This is a genomic window from Rhizobium halophilum (genome assembly GCF_021648825.1).
In the GTDB taxonomy this organism is placed as follows: Bacteria; Pseudomonadota; Alphaproteobacteria; order Rhizobiales; family Rhizobiaceae; genus Neorhizobium; species Neorhizobium halophilum.
The window spans coordinates 104,629-124,378 of the sequence record NZ_JAKJHS010000003.1; the positions used below are offsets into that span (position 1 = coordinate 104,629).

Genomic DNA, 19,750 nt, shown 5'->3' on the forward strand with positions numbered 1-19,750 from the left:
GCGCGCCATTTTCACGGCGCGCCTGCTTTGAGAAAGCTTAGGCAGCAGCTGCCAGCTTCTTCGCCTTTTCCATGGCCTCTTCGATGGAGCCGACCATGTAGAAGGCGGCTTCCGGAAGATGGTCGTACTCGCCGTTGACGAGACCCTTGAAGCCCTTGATCGTGTCTTCGAGAGCAACCAGCTTCCCCGGCGAACCGGTGAAGACTTCGGCAACGAAGAACGGCTGCGACAGGAAGCGCTCGATCTTGCGCGCGCGAGCAACCGTCAGCTTGTCGTCTTCCGACAGTTCGTCCATGCCGAGGATGGCGATGATGTCCTGCAGCGACTTGTAGCGCTGCAGCGTCGTCTGAACCTTACGAGCGACGTCGTAGTGCTCTTCGCCGACGATCATCGGGTCGAGCATGCGCGAGGTGGAGTCGAGCGGGTCAACGGCCGGATAGATGCCCTTTTCGGCGATCGAACGCGACAGAACCGTCGTTGCGTCCAAGTGGGCGAACGAGGTCGCCGGTGCCGGGTCGGTCAAGTCGTCGGCGGGAACGTAGATGGCCTGAACCGAGGTGATCGAGCCCTTGGTCGTGGTGGTGATGCGTTCCTGCATCTGACCCATGTCGGTTGCGAGCGTCGGCTGATAGCCAACGGCCGAAGGAATACGGCCGAGCAGAGCAGACACTTCCGAGCCTGCCTGGGTGAAGCGGAAGATGTTGTCGACGAAGAACAGAACGTCCTGGCCCTTGTCGCGGAAGTCTTCAGCGATCGTCAGGCCCGTCAGGGCGACGCGAGCGCGCGCACCCGGAGGCTCGTTCATCTGGCCGTAAACCAGGGCTGCCTTAGACCCTTCGCCGCCGCCGTGCTTGTTCACGCCGGACTCGATCATTTCGTGATAAAGGTCGTTCCCTTCACGCGTACGCTCGCCGACGCCTGCGAACACGGAGTAACCACCGTGCGCCTTCGCGACGTTGTTGATCAATTCCATGATGAGAACGGTCTTGCCGACGCCGGCGCCGCCGAAGAGGCCGATCTTACCGCCCTTTGCGTAAGGTGCGAGAAGGTCGACGACCTTGATGCCGGTGACGAGGATCTGACCTTCTGTGGACTGCTCCACATAGGCCGGCGCTTCCTGGTGGATTGCGCGCAGCGTGGTGGTGTCGAGTGGGCCTGCTTCGTCAACCGGTTCGCCGATCACGTTCATGATGCGGCCAAGCGTCTGCTCGCCAACCGGAACGGAGATCGGGGAGCCCGTGTTCGTGACACGCTGGCCACGGACGAGCCCTTCGGTCGAGTCCATGGCAATCGTCCGAACCTGGTTTTCCCCGAGGTGCTGAGCAACCTCAAGAACCAGCCGGTTACCATTGTTATCCGTTTCCAAGGCGTTCAGGATCGACGGCAGTTCGCCATCGAAAGCGACGTCCACGACGGCACCAATCACCTGCGTTACTTTGCCGACGGAGGTGCCGGCATCCAGGGTAGCTGCGATAGCCATTGTTCTTACCCTCTTTCCTTATCTCAGAGCGCTTCCGCGCCCGAAATGATTTCAATGAGTTCCTTGGTGATCTGCGCCTGACGCTGGCGGTTGTACGAAAGCGTCAGCTTGTTGATCATCTCACCGGCATTGCGCGTTGCATTGTCCATCGCGGACATCTGCGCGCCATAGAAGGATGCGTTGTTCTCGAGGAGCGCCCGGAAGATCTGCACGGCGACATTGCGCGGCAGAAGGTCTTCTAGGATTTCCTCTTCGCTCGGCTCGTATTCGTAGAGCGCAGCCGATCCGTTCGCGGCTTCGGCGTCGTCGAACTTGGCCGGAATGATCTGCTGTGCGGTTGCCACCTGCGCGATGACCGACTGGAACCGGGCAAAGAACAGGGTCGCGACGTCGAACTCACCTTTGCTGTAGAGCTCAAGAACCCGGCGTGCCACGTCATCTGCGTTGGCGAAGCTTAATTGCTTCACCTCACGGAAGGTGACGTAGTCAACGATGTTCTCCTTGAACGTCCGGCGCAGGATGTCGTTGCCCTTGCGTCCAACGGTCAGGATCTTCACCGTCTTGCCTTGCGCCAGCAGCTTGAGGGCATGCTCGCGGGCGAGACGAATGATGGACGAGTTAAAGCCGCCGGCCAGGCCGCGCTCACCTGTGGCCACCACGAGAAGATGAACCTGGTCCTTGCCGGTACCCGACAGAAGCAAGGGTGCTTCTGCGTTCCCAGCGTTGGCGGCCGAAAGGCTCGCCAGCACCTTGTTCATGCGTTCCGCGTAGGGACGAGCAGCCTCGGCCGCCTCCTGCGCACGGCGCAGCTTCGCCGCCGCGACCATTTTCATCGCTTTGGTGATTTTCTGCGTCGCCTTGACGGAGGCGATCCGGTTCTTCAGATCCTTAAGTGAAGGCATCCGTTATCGGTCCCCTAGGGGTTAGTGTTCGGTCTCAGGCGAAGGACTTAGAATAGGCGTCGAGCGCAGACTTGAGCTTTGCCTTGACGTCGTCCGACAGAGCCTTCTCGGTGCGGATCGCATCGAGAACATCCTTGCCTTCCGAACGCATGTAGGTCAGCAGACCCTGCTCGAACTTGCCGACATCGCCAACCGGGATCTTGTCCAGGTAGCCGTTGACGCCTGCAAAGATCACCGCAACCTGCTCTTCCGTCTTCAGCGGCGAGAACTGCGGCTGCTTCAGGAGCTCCGTCAGGCGAGCACCGCGGTTGAGGAGGCGCTGCGTCGAGGCATCGAGGTCGGAGCCGAACTGCGCGAAGGCAGCCATTTCGCGATACTGCGCAAGCTCGCCCTTGATCGAGCCGGCAACCTGCTTCATCGCCTTGACCTGCGCAGCAGACCCGACGCGGGAGACCGACAGACCGACGTTCACGGCGGGGCGGATACCTTGGTAGAACAGGTCGGTTTCGAGGAAGATCTGACCGTCGGTGATCGAGATCACGTTGGTCGGAATGAACGCCGAAACGTCGTTACCCTGCGTTTCGATGACCGGCAGAGCCGTCAACGAACCGGCACCGCGCTCGTCGGAGAGCTTGGCAGCGCGCTCGAGAAGGCGCGAGTGCAGGTAGAAAACGTCGCCCGGATAAGCTTCGCGGCCCGGCGGACGGCGCAGCAGAAGCGACATCTGGCGGTAGGCCACGGCCTGCTTGGAAAGGTCGTCGTAAGCGATCAGCGCGTGCTGACCGTTGTCACGGAAGTACTCGCCCATTGCGCAACCGGCGAACGGGGCCAGGTACTGCATCGGAGCCGGATCGGAAGCCGTTGCAGCAACGATGATCGAGTACTGCAGCGCGCCGCGCTCTTCGAGCACCTTGACGAACTGGGCAACCGTGGAACGCTTCTGACCGATAGCGACGTAGACGCAGTACAGCTTCTCGCTGTCCGGGCCGTTGTCGTGGATCGGCTTCTGGTTCAGGAACGTATCAAGGATGATGGCGGTCTTGCCGGTCTGGCGGTCGCCGATGACGAGCTCACGCTGGCCGCGACCGACAGGGATCAGGGCGTCGATGGCCTTGAGGCCGGTGGACATCGGCTCATGAACCGACTTGCGTGGAATGATGCCAGGCGCCTTCACGTCGACACGCGAACGGCGCGTCGCATTGATCGGGCCCTTGCCGTCGATCGGGTTGCCGAGCGCGTCAACGACGCGGCCGAGCAGTTCCGGACCAACTGGAACGTCAACGATGGCGCCCGTCCGCTTGACGGTGTCGCCTTCCTTGATCTCGCGGTCAGAACCAAAGACAACCACGCCGACATTGTCGGCTTCCAGGTTGAGTGCCATTCCGCGGATGCCGCCCGGGAACTCAACCATCTCGCCGGCCTGGATGTTGTCCAGACCGTAGACGCGGGCGATACCGTCACCAACGGAAAGAACCTGGCCGACTTCGGAGACCTCAGCCTCCTGGCCGAAGTTCTTGATTTGATCTTTCAGAATTGCGGAAATTTCCGCGGCGCGGATATCCATCAGCCAACCTCTTTCAGTGCAAGCTTAAGGGTGGAAAGTTTGGTGCGAAGGGAAGTGTCGATCTGACGCGACCCGACCTTGACGATCAGGCCACCAAGAAGCGTGGGATCCACCGTTACGGCGACGACCACGTCCTTGCCAGTGACGCCCTTCAGCGCCGACTTGAGTTCTTGTTCCTGGTCCGGCGTCAACGCATGTGCGGACGTCACATCGGCCGTGACCTCGCCGCGGTGAGCGGCGGCGATCTGCCGGAAAGCGCGGATCATTCCCGGCAGGGCAAACAGGCGGCGATTGCCTGCCACAACCTTCAGGAAGTTTGCGACGGCGCCGCGAATGCCTGCCTTGTCCGCAACCGCGGATATCGCGCGCACCTGCTCGTCGGCCGAGAATACCGGGCTCAACACGAGGCGACGCAGATCGCTGCTCTCATCCATCATCGCCTGAAAACGATCCAGATCCGCGTTGACAGCATCGACCGAACCCGCCTCAAGGGCGACCTCGAAGAGAGATGATGCATAGCGCTCTGCTACACCGGAAATCATCTGGGACGTGTCAGCCACGGGCACAGTTTCCCTTGATTGTCATCAAGCGCCGGACCTCCTTGCAGGAGATCGCTAAGCTCTTGCGATCGTTTGCTATTTTGTTGAAATCAACCAGCTTTTTCGCTGGCCCCTTCAGACATTCGCGGTTCGTCTAGCATAGGATCCAGGGACTCGCAACACGGCAGATAGGCTAAAACGCCTTGCCTCCAAGGGCTTGAACCGATTTTTTGACGAAGTCGAGATGAATTCCGACGGTGCTGGTGTCCGGCCCCGTCACAGATAGCCGAAGACATAGCCAAGCGGCAGTGCCGCCAGCACAACTTGCAGAACGAGCACCAGGACGTTACGCGCGGTGCGGCCGCGATCCAGAAGAAGCGAGAGGATCCGTCCGAAAGCCGCCAGAGCAAGCGCACCTCCCAGCATCAGGTAGGTGAAATCCTGCGCCAGCGCGAGCGCCGAAAGGCCGAAGCCCAGATGCAGCCCGCCCACGGAACGGGTGGCGCCAAACCCTTCCGAAGCAACCTGGCCCGTCACAAAACCTCCAGCCCGCAGGACAGGCGCGGGAAAAAGCAGCGCCAAGAGACCGAAGACAGCTACGGCGAGTGCGGAAAGAAAAGCCAGCTGTTCGGGTAGCTCTGCCGGGAAATACAGTTCCAAAGGTCTCTCCTGATGCATCGTGTGACCGCTCAATTACCAGCGGCATAGGGTTTTTCAAAGGAAGCTTTGCGGATCGATATCGATCTGGACGTGAACCGATCCTCGCACCTTCGGCCCCTGCGACACCATCGTCTTCAGGAAGGCCTGCATCTCCGAGGTCCGGCGACCATGGACGAGAAGACGGAACCGATGCCGCCCGCGTACAAGGGCCAGCGGCGCTTCTGCCGGTCCAAGCACGGAAATCCCGGACACCGGCGGAGCGGCGGCACGCAAGCCCCGGGCGTGCACTTCCGCATCCGCACGCGTCTCCGCCGAAACGATGACAGATGCAAGCCGCCCGAACGGTGGCAGGATCGCTCGTTCCCGCTCCGTGATCTCTCGCTCGTAGAAGGCGCCCGGATCCCCCGAGACGATCGCCTGCATCACCGGATGCTGCGGCTGGTATGTCTGAAGCAGGCCGTGGCTCTTCAAACCGGTTCGTCCTGCACGGCCGGTCACCTGGCTCAACAGCTGAAACGTGCGTTCCGCCGCCCGCGGGTCACCGTTTGCGAGACCGAGATCTGCGTCCACGATCCCGACCAACGTCATCAGTGGAAAGTTGTGCCCCTTCGCTACCAGTTGGGTTCCGATCACGATATCAACATCGCCTCTCTCAATCGCTTCCAGCTCAAGCCGCAGGCGTTTGACGCCGCCGAGCAGATCGGAAGACATCACGATCGTGCGGGCGGCGGGGAAATGCCTCTCCACCTCCTCGGCAATGCGCTCGACCCCTGGGCCGCAGGCCACGAGATGATCGAATGTTCCGCATTCGGGACACGCCTCCGGCGTCGGCTCGTTGTAGCCGCACTGGTGGCACTGAATCTGGTTGCGGAATCGATGCTCTACCAGCCAACTCGAGCATTGAGGGCACTGGAAGCGATGACCGCAGACCCGGCAGAGCGTCAGCGGGGCATAGCCTCGCCGATTGAGAAAGAGCAGCGACTGCTGACCCTTCTCGATCGTCTTGCCGATGGCGCGCAGCAGCACCGGCGACAGGAAGCCACCCCGCTCCGGCGGATGACGCCGCATGTCGACGAGATGCAGATCCGGCAGGGCCGCTTCGCCGAACCGGGTCGGCAGATGGACAAGATGGTACCGCCCCGCCTGAGCATTGACCTGGCTCTCGACTGACGGCGTGGCGGACACAAGCACAACTGGGAAATCGCCGATCCGCGCCCGCACCACGGCCATGTCGCGCGCATTATAGAAGACGCGGTCCTCCTGCTTGTAGGCAGGGTCGTGCTCTTCATCGACGATGATGAGACCGAGGTTCTCGAACGGCAGGAAAAGCGCGGAGCGCGCGCCCGCGACCACCTGCACCTCGCCGGTGACGATGCCCCGCCAGACCTTCTCGCGGATACGGGGAGAAAGATCGGAATGCCATTCCCCTGGCTTTGCGCCAAAGCGATCCTGAAACCTCTCCAGGAAGCTGGAGGTCAGGGCGATTTCCGGCAAGAGGATCAGTACCTGCTTCCCCTGCCGCAAGGTCTCCGCAATCGCCTCGAAATAGACCTCGGTCTTGCCCGATCCTGTGACGCCATCAATCAGCGATGAGGAGAAGCCACCCTGTTTCACGAGATCAACGATTTCGCGAGCCGCCTCCTTTTGCGGCCCCTCGATCCGAGGTGCGGTATAGTCAGGGTCCGGCTTCGCTACGACCGGCGGCGGAGGAAGAAAGACTGTCTCGAACAGCCCCTGTTGTGTCAGCCCATCGATGACACTCGTGGAGACACCTGCAGCATGGGCAAGTCCCATCCGCGTCCATGGCACATCCTCGTTGACCTGCTGCAGAACCCGCGTCCGCGCCGGCGTCATCCGCTCCGGCTGGCCGCCTACATAACGAAGCCCTTCGATCATCGGCTCCGGCTCAAGCGCCGCCGGCGCCCGGATCGCCATTCTCGCCACCAGCCCCGGCGGCGACAGCGTGTAGCTTGCGACCCACTCTATGAACCGGCGCATCTCTGCCGACAGCGGCGGGCAGTCGAAGGCGAGGGTGATAGGCCGCAGTTTCTTCGGATCGACCGATTCGTCATTGTCGCCGTCCCAGACGACCCCGATCACCTGGCGCGGACCAAGCGGAACCTGCACGACCGAACCAGCCTCGACATACATGCCTTCCGGCATGGCATAGCTATAGGGGCCCGGCGCCGGCAGTGGCACCAGGACAGGAACAACCTGTCTGACCGGCGGTGTGTCGAACAGCGCGCCAAAGAGATTGGTCGAATCTGCGCCCATGCGGCGGGACCTTGCCCCGAAGCGGAACAAAAGGAAACCGTAGATTTAGTGCAGGCGCACCGCTAGGGACTGGTGAAGACTGCGTCGCTGTCGGCTGCGAGCTGGAAGACCGTGTGATTTTCGATCGCCTTGGTGACGTCCGAAAGTTCGCCCTCCAGCTGGTCCGGCTGGATCAGCTGGCCGATGGTGATATCGAATCGATTGCCCTTCTTGTTGAGGAGCTCGTAGAACACGGTCATGTCGCGCAACTCGGTTGACCATTTGGCGAACCAGTAGAAGAGACCGGAGTTGCGGGCGCGCATGTGGATCGGCAGGATCGGCAGGTTGTATTTCTTCGCCAGCCCCACCGCCGATGTCTTCCAGGGGCGCTCGTTCAGCTTACCGTTCTCCCAGTAGGCGATGCGACCGGAGGGAAACAGCACCATGACCTTGCCGTCTTCCACGGTCTTGTTGGTCAGCACCAGCGTCTCGCGCGTCTTCAGCTTGCTCTTGTATTCTTCTCGCCATTCAACGGGGATAATCATCTCCGCGAACCGGGGATTGACCCGGATCGCGTCGCGATTCGCGAATACCATCATGTCCGGCCGGGTGCCCTTCAAGAGGTCGAAGACGGCGATGCCGTCGGCGATGCCGGTCGGGTGATTGCTGACGAGGAGGAAGCCGCCGGATGCGGGAACCCGCTCGGCATTCGTCACGCGCACATCGAGCTTCAGGATATCGCTCAGATATTCGAAAGACTGCAGCCCCGGCAGGGCCGCAATATCGTTGGCAAACTCGATCGCACGATCATAGCGAAGCAGCGTATAAAGGAACGGCCTCATCACCGGCCACAGCGGATGCTTGACAATCCGATCGCCCCGCTCGGCAATAAGGGTGTCGACGATGTGACCGGGTTTACCTTGCGAAACGAGGGAAACTGCTTCGGCAAAATGCCCCAGCGGGGACATTGAATCGCGGCGCGCCATATAAACTCCTGCAGACAGGATTGGGGCTATATCGCAGTCCCACGTGATCGAACAATGACAACGTCACCTTTAGCGATTCGTAACGCGCCTGAAGCAATCTGTGTCGATTGCTGAATCAATTCAATAGGCACCACGTGAACGAGCTGCTCATCATTGCTGCGCCCGAGGTACTGGAGAAGAGGAACGGGTGGCTGGCCAGCCTCCGCAATGAACGCCGCCTCTCCCCAAACACGCTGGACGCCTACGAGCGCGATACGCGGCAGTTCCTCACTTTCCTGACCGGCCACTGCGGCGGTCCTGCCACCCTTCGCGACCTGCATACGTTACGAACGGCGGATCTACGCGGCTTTCTCGCGGCTCGCAGACGCGAGGGGTCGGGAAATCGCTCCCTGGGTCGCCATCTCGCCGGCCTTAGATCCTTTCTGCGCCACCTCGAGAGACAGGGGCTGGTAAATGCCGCCGCGGCCGGCGCCATCCGGGCGCCAAAGCAGGGCAAGTCTCTGCCAAAACCGCTGACCGATCGCCAGGCGCTCAGGGTCACGACAGCGGATTCTCAACTCCATGACGAGCCGTGGATTGCGGCACGGGATGCCGCAGTCATGACACTCCTCTACGGATGCGGGCTTCGCATCTCCGAGGCGCTCGAGCTGACGCCTGCAGACATCCCTTCCCATGCGACGTCCCTGCGCATCACGGGTAAGGGCGGTAAAATGCGCATTGTCCCGCTGTTGCCGGCAGTGCACGTATCTGTGGACGCCTATAAGAGGCTATGCCCTTACGTGCTCCCGGCAGGCGAGGTGCTTTTCCGCGGGGCGCGGGGCGGCGCGCTGCAGCCCGCAATCATTCAAAGAGCCATGCAGAAGCTGCGCAGCGCCCTCGGCCTGCCGGATACCGCCACCCCTCACGCCCTTCGCCATTCGTTTGCGACACATCTTTTGGCAGGCGGCGGCGATCTGCGCACGATCCAAGAGCTGCTCGGTCACGCCAGTCTCTCCACCACGCAAATCTACACCGGCGTTGATTCCGCACGGCTGCTCGAGGTCTACGATCGCGCCCACCCGAGGGCATAGGACTGCCTTAACCATGGTTCTTAATCTGCCGTCTATGCCACGCCGACTAAGGTCTGCGTAAATCCTCGAGAGAACCCATGATCAGCCAGTCCTCCTTCCCCCTGCTGCCTGTACGACTGCTGCGCCGGCTGTCCGAGGTCTCACTCTGGCTCCTGGCTGGGCTTCACCTCCTGGTGTTGATGTCGCTGCTGCTGATTCTGGCTGCGATCTCTCCCGCCAAGGCCGCTGACGACTGCCGCGGCGAAGATCTGCTGGCAAAGCTTAAGCAGGAGGATCCGCAGCGTTACGCCGCAATCCTGGAGGAAGGACGGGCTGTCCCCAACGGGCAGGGGCTATTCTGGATGATCGAGCATCCGGGTGTCCGGCCCTCCTACCTCCTCGGAACCATGCACGTGACGGATCCGCGCGTTCTCAGGATGCCACCAGGTGCCGCCGAGGCACACGCCTCCTCACGCACGTTCGTTATCGAATCCGACGAGATCCTCGACGAGAAGAAGGCGACGGCGGCCATCCTGGCAAAGCCGGAGCTCACCATGTTCACCGACGGGCGCTCGATCGAGACGCTGTTGTCGACGGAGGATCGAAAGGTTCTGGAGGACGGACTACAGAAGCGCGGCCTCGCTCTGTCGGCAGTTTCCCGGATGAAGCCCTGGATGCTGGCAGGTTTCATTGCCAGTTCCGCCTGCGAATCCGCGCGCAAGGCCGAAAATGCGATCTTTCTCGACAAGAAGATTGCGGCGGACGCAGTGGCCGCCGGCAAGCCTGTAAAAGGTCTTGAAACGCTTGCAGAGCAACTTACCGCGATGGCCGCAATGCCCATCGACTTCCATCTTCAGGCGCTTGTCGAGACGGTGAGGTTAGGCGACGAGATGGACGACGTCGTCGAAACGATGACCCAGCTCTACCTCAACGGCGAAACTGGTATGACCATCCCCGCGCTGAAGGCGCTCACTCCGACCCATAGCGATGAAGACAAGAGCGCCTACGCCGCTTTCGAGGCTGCCGTCATCTCTGAACGCAATCATCGCATGGCCGAACGTGCCGCACCGATTCTTGCAGATGGCGGTGTCTTCGTCGCAGTCGGGGCACTGCACCTGCCCGGCAAAGAAGGTCTGATCGAGCTCCTGCGCCGGCAGGGCTTCACCGTCACACGCGTGGGCGGCTAGACCACCGTCATTCGCCGAAGCACATTGGTCTTCCAGTAGAACTGGTGAACCAGCACGCCGAGCACGTGAGCGACGATCACCAGCCACAGAAGCAGTTTCAGTGGACCGGCGTGGATCTCGCCCGCCTGCTCATTGCCGAAGTAGTAAGCGCCGATGCCGGTGAAGGGGAGCGCGATCGTCAGCAGATAAAGCAGGACATGGGCGATCTTGCCGCCAGGCGAAAAAATGGCGGTTCCTGGGTCGGTAGGGCCGGGCTCTTCATCGTCAGCCTCAACACGAGGCGACAGAGCGTCAGCACCAGGATCGCGATCCCGGCATACGCATGGAGATTGGCGCTCGCCAATTGCTCGGCCGTTGCCGCACCGCTGTGCTCGACGGCTTCCTTCCACTCCTCCATCCCGTCGGGGAGCAGAAGGTTGAAGAACACCAGCAGGACGACCAGCCAGTGCAGGATGCGTTGCGATGCGGAATAGGAGACGGTGTCGGAAGCCATGGTCCTGCCTTTCCTCGGTCTCTGAACGGCAGTTGCTCCCAAACGATAAAGGCCGCAGCTTGGCTGGCAAGCTGCGGCCTGGAAGATGAAGAAGATTTAATCCTGTTCTTGCGATTCTAGATGTGGATCGGCTTGAAGAAGGTCCCCAGCGCCGCTTCCTTCACCGCTTCCGACATAGTCGGATGCGCATGGCAGGTGCGGCCCAAGTCCTCCGAAGAACCACCGAATTCCATCAGTACCGCGATCTCATGGATCATTTCGCCGGCGCCGAAGCCGACGATATGGCCGCCCAGCACCCGGTCGGTCTCCTTGTCTGCGAGGATCTTGACGAAGCCGTCTGTCGCCAACATGGCGCGGGCACGGCCATTCGCAGTGAACGGGAACTTGCCGACCTTGTAGGCGATACCCGCGGCCTTCAGTTCCTCCTCGGTCTTGCCGACAGAAGCCACTTCAGGCTGCGTGTAGACGACGCCTGGAATGACGTCGTAATTCACGTGGCCATGCTGACCGGCGAGGATCTCTGCCAGGGCAACGCCTTCGTCTTCCGCCTTGTGGGCGAGCATCGGCCCCTTCACCACATCGCCGATGGCGTAGATGCCCTCGACATTGGTCTTGAACTGACCGTCGATCTCGACGCGGCCTCGATTGTCGAGGGCAACGCCTGCCTCTTCCAGCCCGAGGCCTGTAGTATAGGGCTTGCGGCCGGTGGAGATCAGCACCACATCCGCATCGATCGTCTGCGCCTCGCCGCCCTTCACGGGCTCAAAGGTCACCTTGGCGCCGTCGCCACTCTTCTCGACACCCGTGACCTTGGCTCCAAGATTGAAGGTCATACCCTGCTTGGCGAGCATCCGCTGGAACTGCTTGGAGACCTCGCCGTCCATGCCGCCGAGGATATTGTCCAGGTACTCGACGACCGTGACCTTTGCTCCAAGGCGCATCCAGACGGAGCCGAGCTCCAGACCGATCACACCGCCGCCGACGACCACCAGGTTCTGCGGCACCTTGTCCAGCGCGATAGCGCCGGTGGACGAGACGATCACCTTCTCGTCGATCTCGACATTGACGCCTGGGATGCCAGCGACGTCTGAACCCGTGGCAATGACGATGTTCTTCGTCTCAAGCTCCTGCGCTTTGCCGTCATCCCCCGTCACCGAGACCTTGCCCGCCGAGACGATCTTGCCGGTGCCCTGGAAGCCGTCGATCTTGTTCTTCTTGAACAGGAACGAAACGCCGTCGACGTTCGACTTTACCGTCGCATCCTTGTGCGCCATCATTTTTTCGAGGTTGAGCGTGGGTGCAGCAACCTCAACGCCGAGAGCGTCCATACCATGAGCGGCCTGATGGAACATCTCGGAGGCGTGCAGCAGCGCCTTCGAGGGGATGCATCCAACGTTGAGGCAGGTTCCGCCGTAGGTCGAGCGTTTCTCGACAACTGCGACCTTCAGGCCGAGCTGGGCCGCCTTGACGGCACAGACATAGCCGCCGGGGCCGCTTCCGATTACGACGAGATCATAAGCCATGGACAAATCCTTCTTGCTGAGCCCTGCGGGTCAGGCGAACAGGCCGAACATCATCATCAGGAGACCGACGATGCTGACGAGCCAGACGAGCGAGCGAATATAGGGGATACCGCTGAGATAGAGCGGGATGTAGATCACCCGCGCCACCAGCCAGAGGCTGGCGCCGAACAGTCCGACGCCGGAGGTGTCGCCGGCAAAGGCGAGCCCGAGCAAGAGACCGACGAAGGCGGGATAGGTTTCCTGGAAGTTCTTCGACGCGCGGGCCGCACGACCGGCCTGCGCACTCTGGGGCTCCCGCCCCTCGTCCCTTGGCCCCGCATTCCATGCGGAGCCGAGTTCCTTGGTGGCCAGCATGCCCTGCAGCCCGATATGAACGAGCAGCAGGACGACGCTCAGCGAAAGCAGCGTCAGGAGATAGGTGGCATCCGCCGAAGCAAGCTCCATGCTGCTCTCCCGTGCTTAGAGGTCGAGGACCAGGCGCTCCGGATCTTCCAGGCTTTCCTTGACGCGAACGAGGAAGGTGACGGCTTCCTTGCCGTCAACGATCCGGTGGTCGTAGGAGAGCGCAAGATACATCATCGGGCGGATGACGATCTGGCCGCCGACCACAACCGGGCGCTCCTGGATCTTGTGCATGCCGAGGATACCCGACTGCGGGGCATTCAGGATCGGCGAGGACATCAGCGATCCATAGACGCCGCCATTGGTAATCGTGAAGGTACCGCCCTGCATGTCGGCCATGCTGAGCGAACCGTCACGGGCAGCCTTGGCGAGACGCCCAAGTTCCTTTTCGATTTCCGCGATCGACATCTGGTCGGCATCACGGATGACCGGGACGACGAGGCCCTTGTCGGTACCGACGGCCATGCCGACGTGGCAGTAGTTCTTGTAGATGATGTCGGTGCCGTCGATCTCGGCATTGACCGCCGGCAGTTCCTTCAGCGCATGCGTAATCGCCTTGGTGAAGAAGCCCATGAAGCCGAGCTTCACACCGTGCTTCTTCTCGAAGACATCCTTGTACTTGGTGCGCAGGTCCATCACCGCCTTCATGTCCACCTCGTTATAGGTGGTCAGCATGGCGGCGGTGTTTTGCGCGTCCTTCAAGCGCTTGGCGATCGTCTGGCGCAGGCGCGTCATCTTCACGCGCTCTTCGCGCGCTGCGTCGTCGGCCGAGGAGACCGGGCGCGGTGCAGCCGGTGCGGCAGCAGGAGCGGCTGCCTGCGCAGAGGTACCCTTGGCAACGGCCGCCAGCACATCACCCTTCAGCACCTGACCGCGCTTGCCGGAGCCTTCGACGTCGGATGTGGAGATGTTGTTGTCTGCAGCCACCTTTGCGGCGGCCGGAGCCGGCGGCATTGAAGACCCGCCCGCTGCCGCGGCAGGTGCAGCCGACGGTGCAGGTTCTGCGGTCTTGGCCGGAACGGCGGCTTCAGCCGGCTTGGCGGCGGGAGCTGCCGTGCCTGCACCGGCGCCACCTTCAGTGATCTGGCCGAGAAGGGCATCCAGGCCGACCGTCTCGCCGTTCTGGGCGACGATCTCCGAAAGAACGCCCGAGGCCGGTGCCGGCACTTCGACGGTCACCTTGTCGGTTTCGAGCTCAACCAGCGGCTCGTCGGCCTTGACCGTGTCGCCGACCTTCTTGAACCAGGTGCCGACGGTTGCCTCGCTGACGGACTCGCCGAGTGTAGGGACGCGGATTTCGGTGGCCATGATCTGTTTCCGTGTTTGTCAGATTTCGTTTCGACTGAAAAATGAGCGGCTGACGATCAGCCGCCGAGTGCGTCTTCGAGGAAGGCTTCGAGCTGGGCCAGATGCTTTGACATAAGGCCCGTTGCCGGCGAGGCCGCTGCCGGACGACCGGTGTAGCGAACCCGCTGGTACTTGGCATCAATGTGAGCCAGCACCCACTCCAGATACGGATCGATGAACGCCCATGAGCCCATATTCTTAGGCTCTTCCTGGCACCAGACCATCTCCGCATTGCGGAAGCGCGAAAGCTCGTTGATCAGAGCTTTGGCCGGGAAGGGATAGAGCTGTTCGATGCGCAGCAGGTAGATATCGTCGATGCCGCGCTTTTCGCGCTCTTCGAGCAGATCATAATACACTTTGCCCGAGCACATCACCACGCGGCGGATCTTTGCGTCCTTCTGCAGCTTGATCGGTCCGTCCTTGATGACTTCGGCATCATCCCACAACAGCCGGTGGAAGGAGCTTTCGCCAGCCATTTCGGCAAGCGTGGAGGTCGCGCGCTTGTGGCGCAGCAGCGACTTCGGCGTCATCAAGATCAGCGGCTTGCGGAAGTCGCGTTTGACCTGGCGGCGCAGGATGTGGAAGTAGTTGGCCGGCGTCGACACATTGGCGACCTGCATGTTGTCCTCGGCGCACATCTGCAGCCAGCGTTCAAGGCGTGCGGACGAATGCTCCGGTCCCTGTCCCTCATAACCGTGCGGCAGAAGGCAGACGAGGCCCGACATACGTAGCCACTTGCGTTCGCCGGACGAAATGAACTGGTCGAAAACGACCTGCGCGCCGTTGGCAAAGTCGCCGAACTGAGCTTCCCACAGCGTCAGCGCATTGGGACGAGCGAGAGAATATCCATACTCGAAGCCGAGGACAGCTTCTTCAGAAAGCATCGAGTTTATGACTTCGTAGCGAGCCTGGTTCGGCGCAAGGTGGGCGAGCGGCACATACCGCTCTTCCGTTTCCTGATCATAGAGAACCGAATGACGCTGCGAGAATGTGCCGCGTTCGCAGTCCTGTCCGGACAGGCGGATCTTGGTTCCTTCAACCGCCAGCGATCCGAAGGCCAGTGCCTCGGCCATGGCCCAATCGATCCCCTCGCCGGTTTCGATCATCTGCGCCCGGTTGTCCATGAAGCGCTTGATCGTGCGGTGAGCGTTGAAGCCCTCCGGAATGGTTGAAAGCTTCCGACCGATCTCCTTCAACTGCTTCATCGGCATAGCCGTCTTGCCACGGCGCTGCTCATCGGCGTTGTCGGCGGAGCGGAGCCCGGACCAGACGCCGTCCAACCAGTCGGCCTTGTTCGGCTTGTAGCTCTGCCCTGCCTCGAACTCCTGCTCGAGGTGCGCGCGCCAGTCCGCTTTCATCTTTTCGAATTCGCCGTCGCTGATCAGGCCTTCTGCGATTAAACGCTCTGCATAGATCTGCGCCACCGTCTTGTGGCCACGAATGACCTTGTACATCTTCGGTTGCGTGAACGCCGGCTCGTCGCCTTCGTTGTGGCCGAAGCGGCGGTAGCAGAAGATGTCCAGAACGACCGGCTTGTGGAACTTCATCCGGTATTCCGTAGCGATCTTGGCGGCGTAGGTCACCGCCTCCGGGTCGTCGCCATTCACGTGGAAGATCGGCGCCTCGATCATCTTGGCCACATCCGACGGATAAGGCGAAGAGCGCGAGAAGGCCGGATTCGTCGTGAAGCCGATCTGGTTGTTGATGATGACGTGCATCGTTCCGGCGACGCGGTGACCGCGCAAGCCGGAAAGACCGAGAATTTCGGCTACAACGCCCTGGCCGGCGAAAGCAGCATCGCCGTGGAGAAGCAGCGGCAGTACCTTCGAGCGCTCCGCGAGTGGCACGATACCATCCTTGTCGGCGGTCTTTGCCAGCATGTCCTGCTTGGCGCGCGCCTTGCCCATGACAACAGGGTTGACGATTTCCAGATGAGACGGATTGGCGGTCAGGGACAGGTGAACCTTGTTGCCGTCGAACTCGCGGTCCGAGGAAGCACCGAGGTGGTACTTCACGTCGCCGGAGCCCTCGACGTCGTCAGGCTTGAACGATCCGCCTTTGAACTCGTGGAACACAGCCCGGTGCGGCTTGCCCATGACGTTGGTCAGCACGTTGAGGCGACCTCGGTGTGCCATGCCGAGCACGATCTCCTCGAGCCCATCCTGACCGCCGCGCTTGATGATCTGCTCCAGCGCCGGGATCAGCGACTCGCCGCCATCAAGGCCGAAACGCTTGGTGCCCTTGAACCGAACGTCGAGGAACTGCTCGTAGCCTTCGGCCTCGACCAGCTTCTGAAGGATCGCCTTCTTGCCGTTCGCCGTGAACTCCACACCTTTGTCCGGACCCTCGATCCGCTCCTGGATCCAGGCCTTTTCCTCCGGATTGGAGATGTGCATGAACTCGACACCCATGGTCGAGCAATAGGTACGCTCGAGGATCTCGATCATCTCGCGGATCGTCGCGTATTCGAGCCCGAGCACGTTGTCGATGAAGATCTTGCGATCGTAGTCGGCTTCCGTGAAGCCGTAAGCCGTGGGCGACAGCTCGTTGTAATCCTCGACGGGGATGGCAAGGCCCAGCGGGTCGAGCTTAGCGTGCAGGTGACCGCGCATGCGATAGGCGCGGATCATCATGATGGCACGCACGCTGTCGCGCGTCGCCTGCAAAACGTCGGTCTCGTTAACCGGTGTACCGCTTGCCTTCGCAGCGGTCTCGGCCTTCGCCTTGACCTTGCTTTCGATGGCCTTCTCGACCACCGGCCAATTGCCGTCGAGTGCAGCGACGAGATCGCCTGCCGGGGAAAGCGGCCAGTTCTTACGCTGCCAAGACGCCCCCTTGGCCGCCTTCTTCACGTCATCCGGATTGTCGGCCAGCGCCTTGAAGAACGACTGCCACTCGGCCCCGACCGAGTTGGGATCATCCTCGTAGCGCGCATAAAGCTGCTCGATATAGGAGGCATTTGCGCCATCGAGAAAGGATGTGATGAGGAACTGCTCGTTGGCTTCTTGCCGTGCCATGATTTCTTGCGGGTTCTAAACCCGCCTCCTGACGTAACTGAAGGCCGGAAGATCAGCGCCGGCCGCCGCCTTTGGTCACTCGCATCTGGCGCCGCCTTTGCTGCGCGCCAGCGCCGCTCAAGGCTGAACCCGGGAAGGCAAGAGGGGGTTCCGTCCTGCTTGCCGGAAAGGCCGACCGGCATGTGCCGGGCGGCCGACTTACGTGGCTTCAGCCCTTGAGAACTTCAACCAGGGTTGTGCCGAGACGAGCTGGGGACGGCGATACCTTGATACCGGCAGCTTCCATGGCCGCGATCTTGGACTCCGCGTCGCCCTTTCCGCCGGAAACGACAGCACCGGCATGACCCATGGTGCGGCCCTTCGGCGCGGTCCGGCCGGCGATGAAGCCGGCCATCGGCTTCTTTCGGCCCTTCTTGGCTTCGTCGATCAGGAACTGCGCTGCATCTTCTTCAGCCGAACCGCCGATTTCACCGATCATGATGATCGAGGTTGTCGCTTCGTCGGCGAGGAACATCTCCAGCACATCGATAAACTCGGTTCCCTTGACCGGGTCGCCACCGATGCCGACAGCCGTCGTCTGGCCGAGACCTTCGTTGGACGTCTGGAAGACGGCCTCATAGGTCAGGGTGCCGGAGCGCGACACGATGCCGACCGAGCCCTTGCGGAAGATCGAGCCCGGCATGATGCCGATCTTGCACTCTTCCGGTGTCAGGATACCCGGGCAGTTCGGTCCAAGCAGGCGCGACTTCGACTTGTCGAGCTTGGCCTTGACCCGCACCATGTCCATCACCGGGATACCCTCGGTGATGCAGGTGATGAAGGGGATTTCCGCGTCGATCGCTTCGATGATCGCATCCGCGGCACCTGCCGGCGGGACGTAGATCACGGTCGCGTCGGCGCCGGTCTTTTCCTTGCCTTCGGCAACGGTTGCGAAGATTGGCAGGCTTTCGCCCTTCGAGCCGGTCCAGGTTTCGCCACCCTTCTTCGGGTGGATGCCGCCGACCATCTGTGTGCCGTAGTAGGCGAGCGCTTGTTCGGTATGGAAGGTGCCGGTCTTGCCGGTCAGGCCCTGAACGAGGACCTTGGTGTTCTTGTTTACAAGAATAGACATCAGTTAGGTCCCTCAGATTAGCCGTTGATCGCCGCAACGATCTTCTTGGCAGCGTCGTCCAGATCGTCCGCTGCAGTGATCGCGAGCCCGGACTCGTTGAGGATCTTCTTGCCAAGCTCGACATTGGTGCCTTCGAGACGCACCACCAGGGGAACCTTCAGACCGACTTCCTGGACGGCCGCCACCACGCCTTCAGCGATGACATCGCACTTCATGATGCCGCCGAAGATATTGACGAGGATGCCTTCGACCTTCGGATCAGCCGTGATGATCTTGAAAGCAGCTGCCACCTTCTCCTTGCCGGCGCCACCGCCGACGTCGCAGAAGTTTGCCGGCTCCTTGCCGTAGAGCTTGATGATGTCCATCGTCGCCATGGCAAGACCGGCGCCATTGACCATGCAGCCGATATTGCCGTCGAGGGCAACATAGGCGAGGTCCCATTTGGAAGCCTCGATCTCCTTGGCGTCCTCTTCGGTCTCGTCGCGCAGCGCCTTGACGTCGTCGTGCCGGAAGATTGCGTTGCCATCGAAGGACATCTTCGCGTCAAGAACGCGAAGGTGACCGTCCTTCATGACGATCAGCGGATTGACCTCCAGCAGAGCCATGTCCTTCTCGCCGAATGCCTTGTAGAGCGCGGGGAACAGCGACTTGGCATCTTCGGCGGCAGCACCCGAGAGCTCGAGCGCCTTTGAGATTGCCGCAACGTCCGCATCCGTGACGCCGGCTTCCGGGTCGATTGCGATCGTGTGGATCTTCTCTGGCGTGTCGTGGGCCACAGCCTCAATGTCCATGCCACCTTCCGTAGAAACCACGAAAGCCACGCGCCCGACCGACCGATCCACCAGAAGCGAACAGTAAAGCTCCCGCTCGATATCGGCACCGTCTTCGATGTAAAGGCGATTGACCTGCTTGCCGGCATCACCCGTCTGCGCCGTTACCAGAGTATTGCCGAGCATGTCCTTGGCGTGAGCCACGACTTCCTCGATCGACTTCGCCAGGCGTACGCCACCCTTGGCGTCAGGTCCAAGCTCCTTGAACTTGCCCTTGCCGCGGCCGCCGGCGTGGATCTGGCTTTTGACCACGTAGAGCGGACCCGGCAGGGACTTTGCAGCTGCCTCGGCCTCCTCGACCTTCATGATCGCCACACCTTCGGCAACCGGAGCGCCATAACCCTTGAGCAGAGCCTTGGCCTGATATTCGTGGATGTTCATCAGCGTTTCCTTGGATGTAGCTGGCG

15 protein-coding genes and 1 pseudogene are annotated in these 19,750 nt (G+C 61.3%); 2 read left to right on the forward strand and 14 right to left on the reverse strand.

The window, feature by feature from the left end; all coding sequences use genetic code 11:
* Positions 1-37: 37 nt before the first annotated feature.
* From atpD to LXM96_RS08190, 7 genes are all read right to left on the reverse strand, one after another.
* Positions 38-1,480, reverse strand: coding sequence for a F0F1 ATP synthase subunit beta (gene atpD, locus LXM96_RS08160; protein ID WP_239997903.1), 1,443 nt, complete (start codon positions 1,478-1,480; stop codon positions 38-40).
* A 23-nt stretch (positions 1,481-1,503) separates the two neighbouring features.
* A complete protein-coding gene (locus LXM96_RS08165) occupies positions 1,504-2,382 on the reverse strand; it encodes a F0F1 ATP synthase subunit gamma (RefSeq protein ID WP_239997904.1) in 879 nt (292 codons plus the stop codon).
* Positions 2,383-2,416: 34 nt separating this feature from the next.
* Positions 2,417-3,946 carry a F0F1 ATP synthase subunit alpha gene (atpA, locus tag LXM96_RS08170; protein ID WP_239997905.1) on the reverse strand — a complete coding sequence of 510 codons (1,530 nt, stop codon included), beginning with the start codon at positions 3,944-3,946 and terminating at the stop codon, positions 2,417-2,419.
* Entirely contained in the window at positions 3,946-4,512 is a 567-nt protein-coding gene (locus LXM96_RS08175) for a F0F1 ATP synthase subunit delta (RefSeq protein WP_239997906.1), read from the reverse strand. Before LXM96_RS08175 ends, atpA begins: the two co-directional genes overlap by 1 nt.
* Positions 4,513-4,761: 249 nt before the next feature.
* Entirely contained in the window at positions 4,762-5,145 is a 384-nt protein-coding gene (locus LXM96_RS08180) for an AGROH133_08824 family phage infection protein (RefSeq protein WP_239997907.1), read from the reverse strand.
* A gap of 54 nt (positions 5,146-5,199) precedes the next feature.
* The gene (locus LXM96_RS08185) at positions 5,200-7,419 is read right to left on the reverse strand and encodes a primosomal protein N' (protein ID WP_239997908.1); all 2,220 of its coding nucleotides are present in this window, start codon (positions 7,417-7,419) and stop codon (positions 5,200-5,202) included.
* A 62-nt stretch (positions 7,420-7,481) separates the two neighbouring features.
* The gene (locus LXM96_RS08190) at positions 7,482-8,384 is read right to left on the reverse strand and encodes a GNAT family N-acetyltransferase (protein WP_239997909.1); all 903 of its coding nucleotides are present in this window, start codon (positions 8,382-8,384) and stop codon (positions 7,482-7,484) included.
* Between the two features lie 134 nt (positions 8,385-8,518).
* Here LXM96_RS08190 and LXM96_RS08195 point away from each other — a divergent pair, with 134 nt between their 5' ends.
* Together LXM96_RS08195 and LXM96_RS08200 are read left to right on the forward strand one after the other, a co-directional pair.
* Positions 8,519-9,454 carry a tyrosine recombinase XerC gene (locus LXM96_RS08195; protein ID WP_239997910.1) on the forward strand — a complete coding sequence of 312 codons (936 nt, stop codon included), beginning with the start codon at positions 8,519-8,521 and terminating at the stop codon, positions 9,452-9,454.
* 77 nt (positions 9,455-9,531) lie between these two features.
* Positions 9,532-10,620: a TraB/GumN family protein gene (locus LXM96_RS08200; RefSeq protein ID WP_239997911.1), complete on the forward strand. Its 1,089-nt coding sequence runs from the start codon at positions 9,532-9,534 to the stop codon at positions 10,618-10,620.
* Here LXM96_RS08200 and LXM96_RS08205 read toward each other — a convergent pair.
* The 7 genes and pseudogenes from LXM96_RS08205 to sucC form a co-directional block, all read right to left on the reverse strand.
* A pseudogene (locus LXM96_RS08205) lies at positions 10,617-11,113 on the reverse strand (cytochrome b). The gene LXM96_RS08200 and the pseudogene LXM96_RS08205 overlap by 4 nt on opposite strands.
* A gap of 116 nt (positions 11,114-11,229) precedes the next feature.
* Positions 11,230-12,636, reverse strand: coding sequence for a dihydrolipoyl dehydrogenase (gene lpdA / locus LXM96_RS08210; RefSeq protein ID WP_239997912.1), 1,407 nt, complete (start codon positions 12,634-12,636; stop codon positions 11,230-11,232).
* 30 nt (positions 12,637-12,666) lie between these two features.
* Positions 12,667-13,080 carry an MAPEG family protein gene (locus tag LXM96_RS08215; protein WP_239997913.1) on the reverse strand — a complete coding sequence of 138 codons (414 nt, stop codon included), beginning with the start codon at positions 13,078-13,080 and terminating at the stop codon, positions 12,667-12,669.
* A 15-nt stretch (positions 13,081-13,095) separates the two neighbouring features.
* On the reverse strand, positions 13,096-14,346 hold the full coding sequence (odhB, locus tag LXM96_RS08220; RefSeq protein ID WP_239997914.1) for a 2-oxoglutarate dehydrogenase complex dihydrolipoyllysine-residue succinyltransferase: 1,251 nt from the start codon (positions 14,344-14,346) through the stop codon (positions 13,096-13,098).
* A 56-nt stretch (positions 14,347-14,402) separates the two neighbouring features.
* Complete coding sequence (locus LXM96_RS08225) at positions 14,403-17,402, reverse strand: 2-oxoglutarate dehydrogenase E1 component (RefSeq protein ID WP_239997915.1); 3,000 nt, start codon at positions 17,400-17,402, stop codon at positions 14,403-14,405.
* 208 nt (positions 17,403-17,610) lie between these two features.
* On the reverse strand, positions 17,611-18,513 hold the full coding sequence (gene sucD / locus LXM96_RS08230) for a succinate--CoA ligase subunit alpha (RefSeq protein WP_239997916.1): 903 nt from the start codon (positions 18,511-18,513) through the stop codon (positions 17,611-17,613).
* Positions 18,514-18,530: 17 nt separating this feature from the next.
* Positions 18,531-19,724, reverse strand: a complete 1,194-nt coding sequence (gene sucC, locus LXM96_RS08235) for an ADP-forming succinate--CoA ligase subunit beta (RefSeq protein ID WP_239997917.1) — start codon at positions 19,722-19,724, stop codon at positions 18,531-18,533.
* Positions 19,725-19,750: the final 26 nt, after the last annotated feature.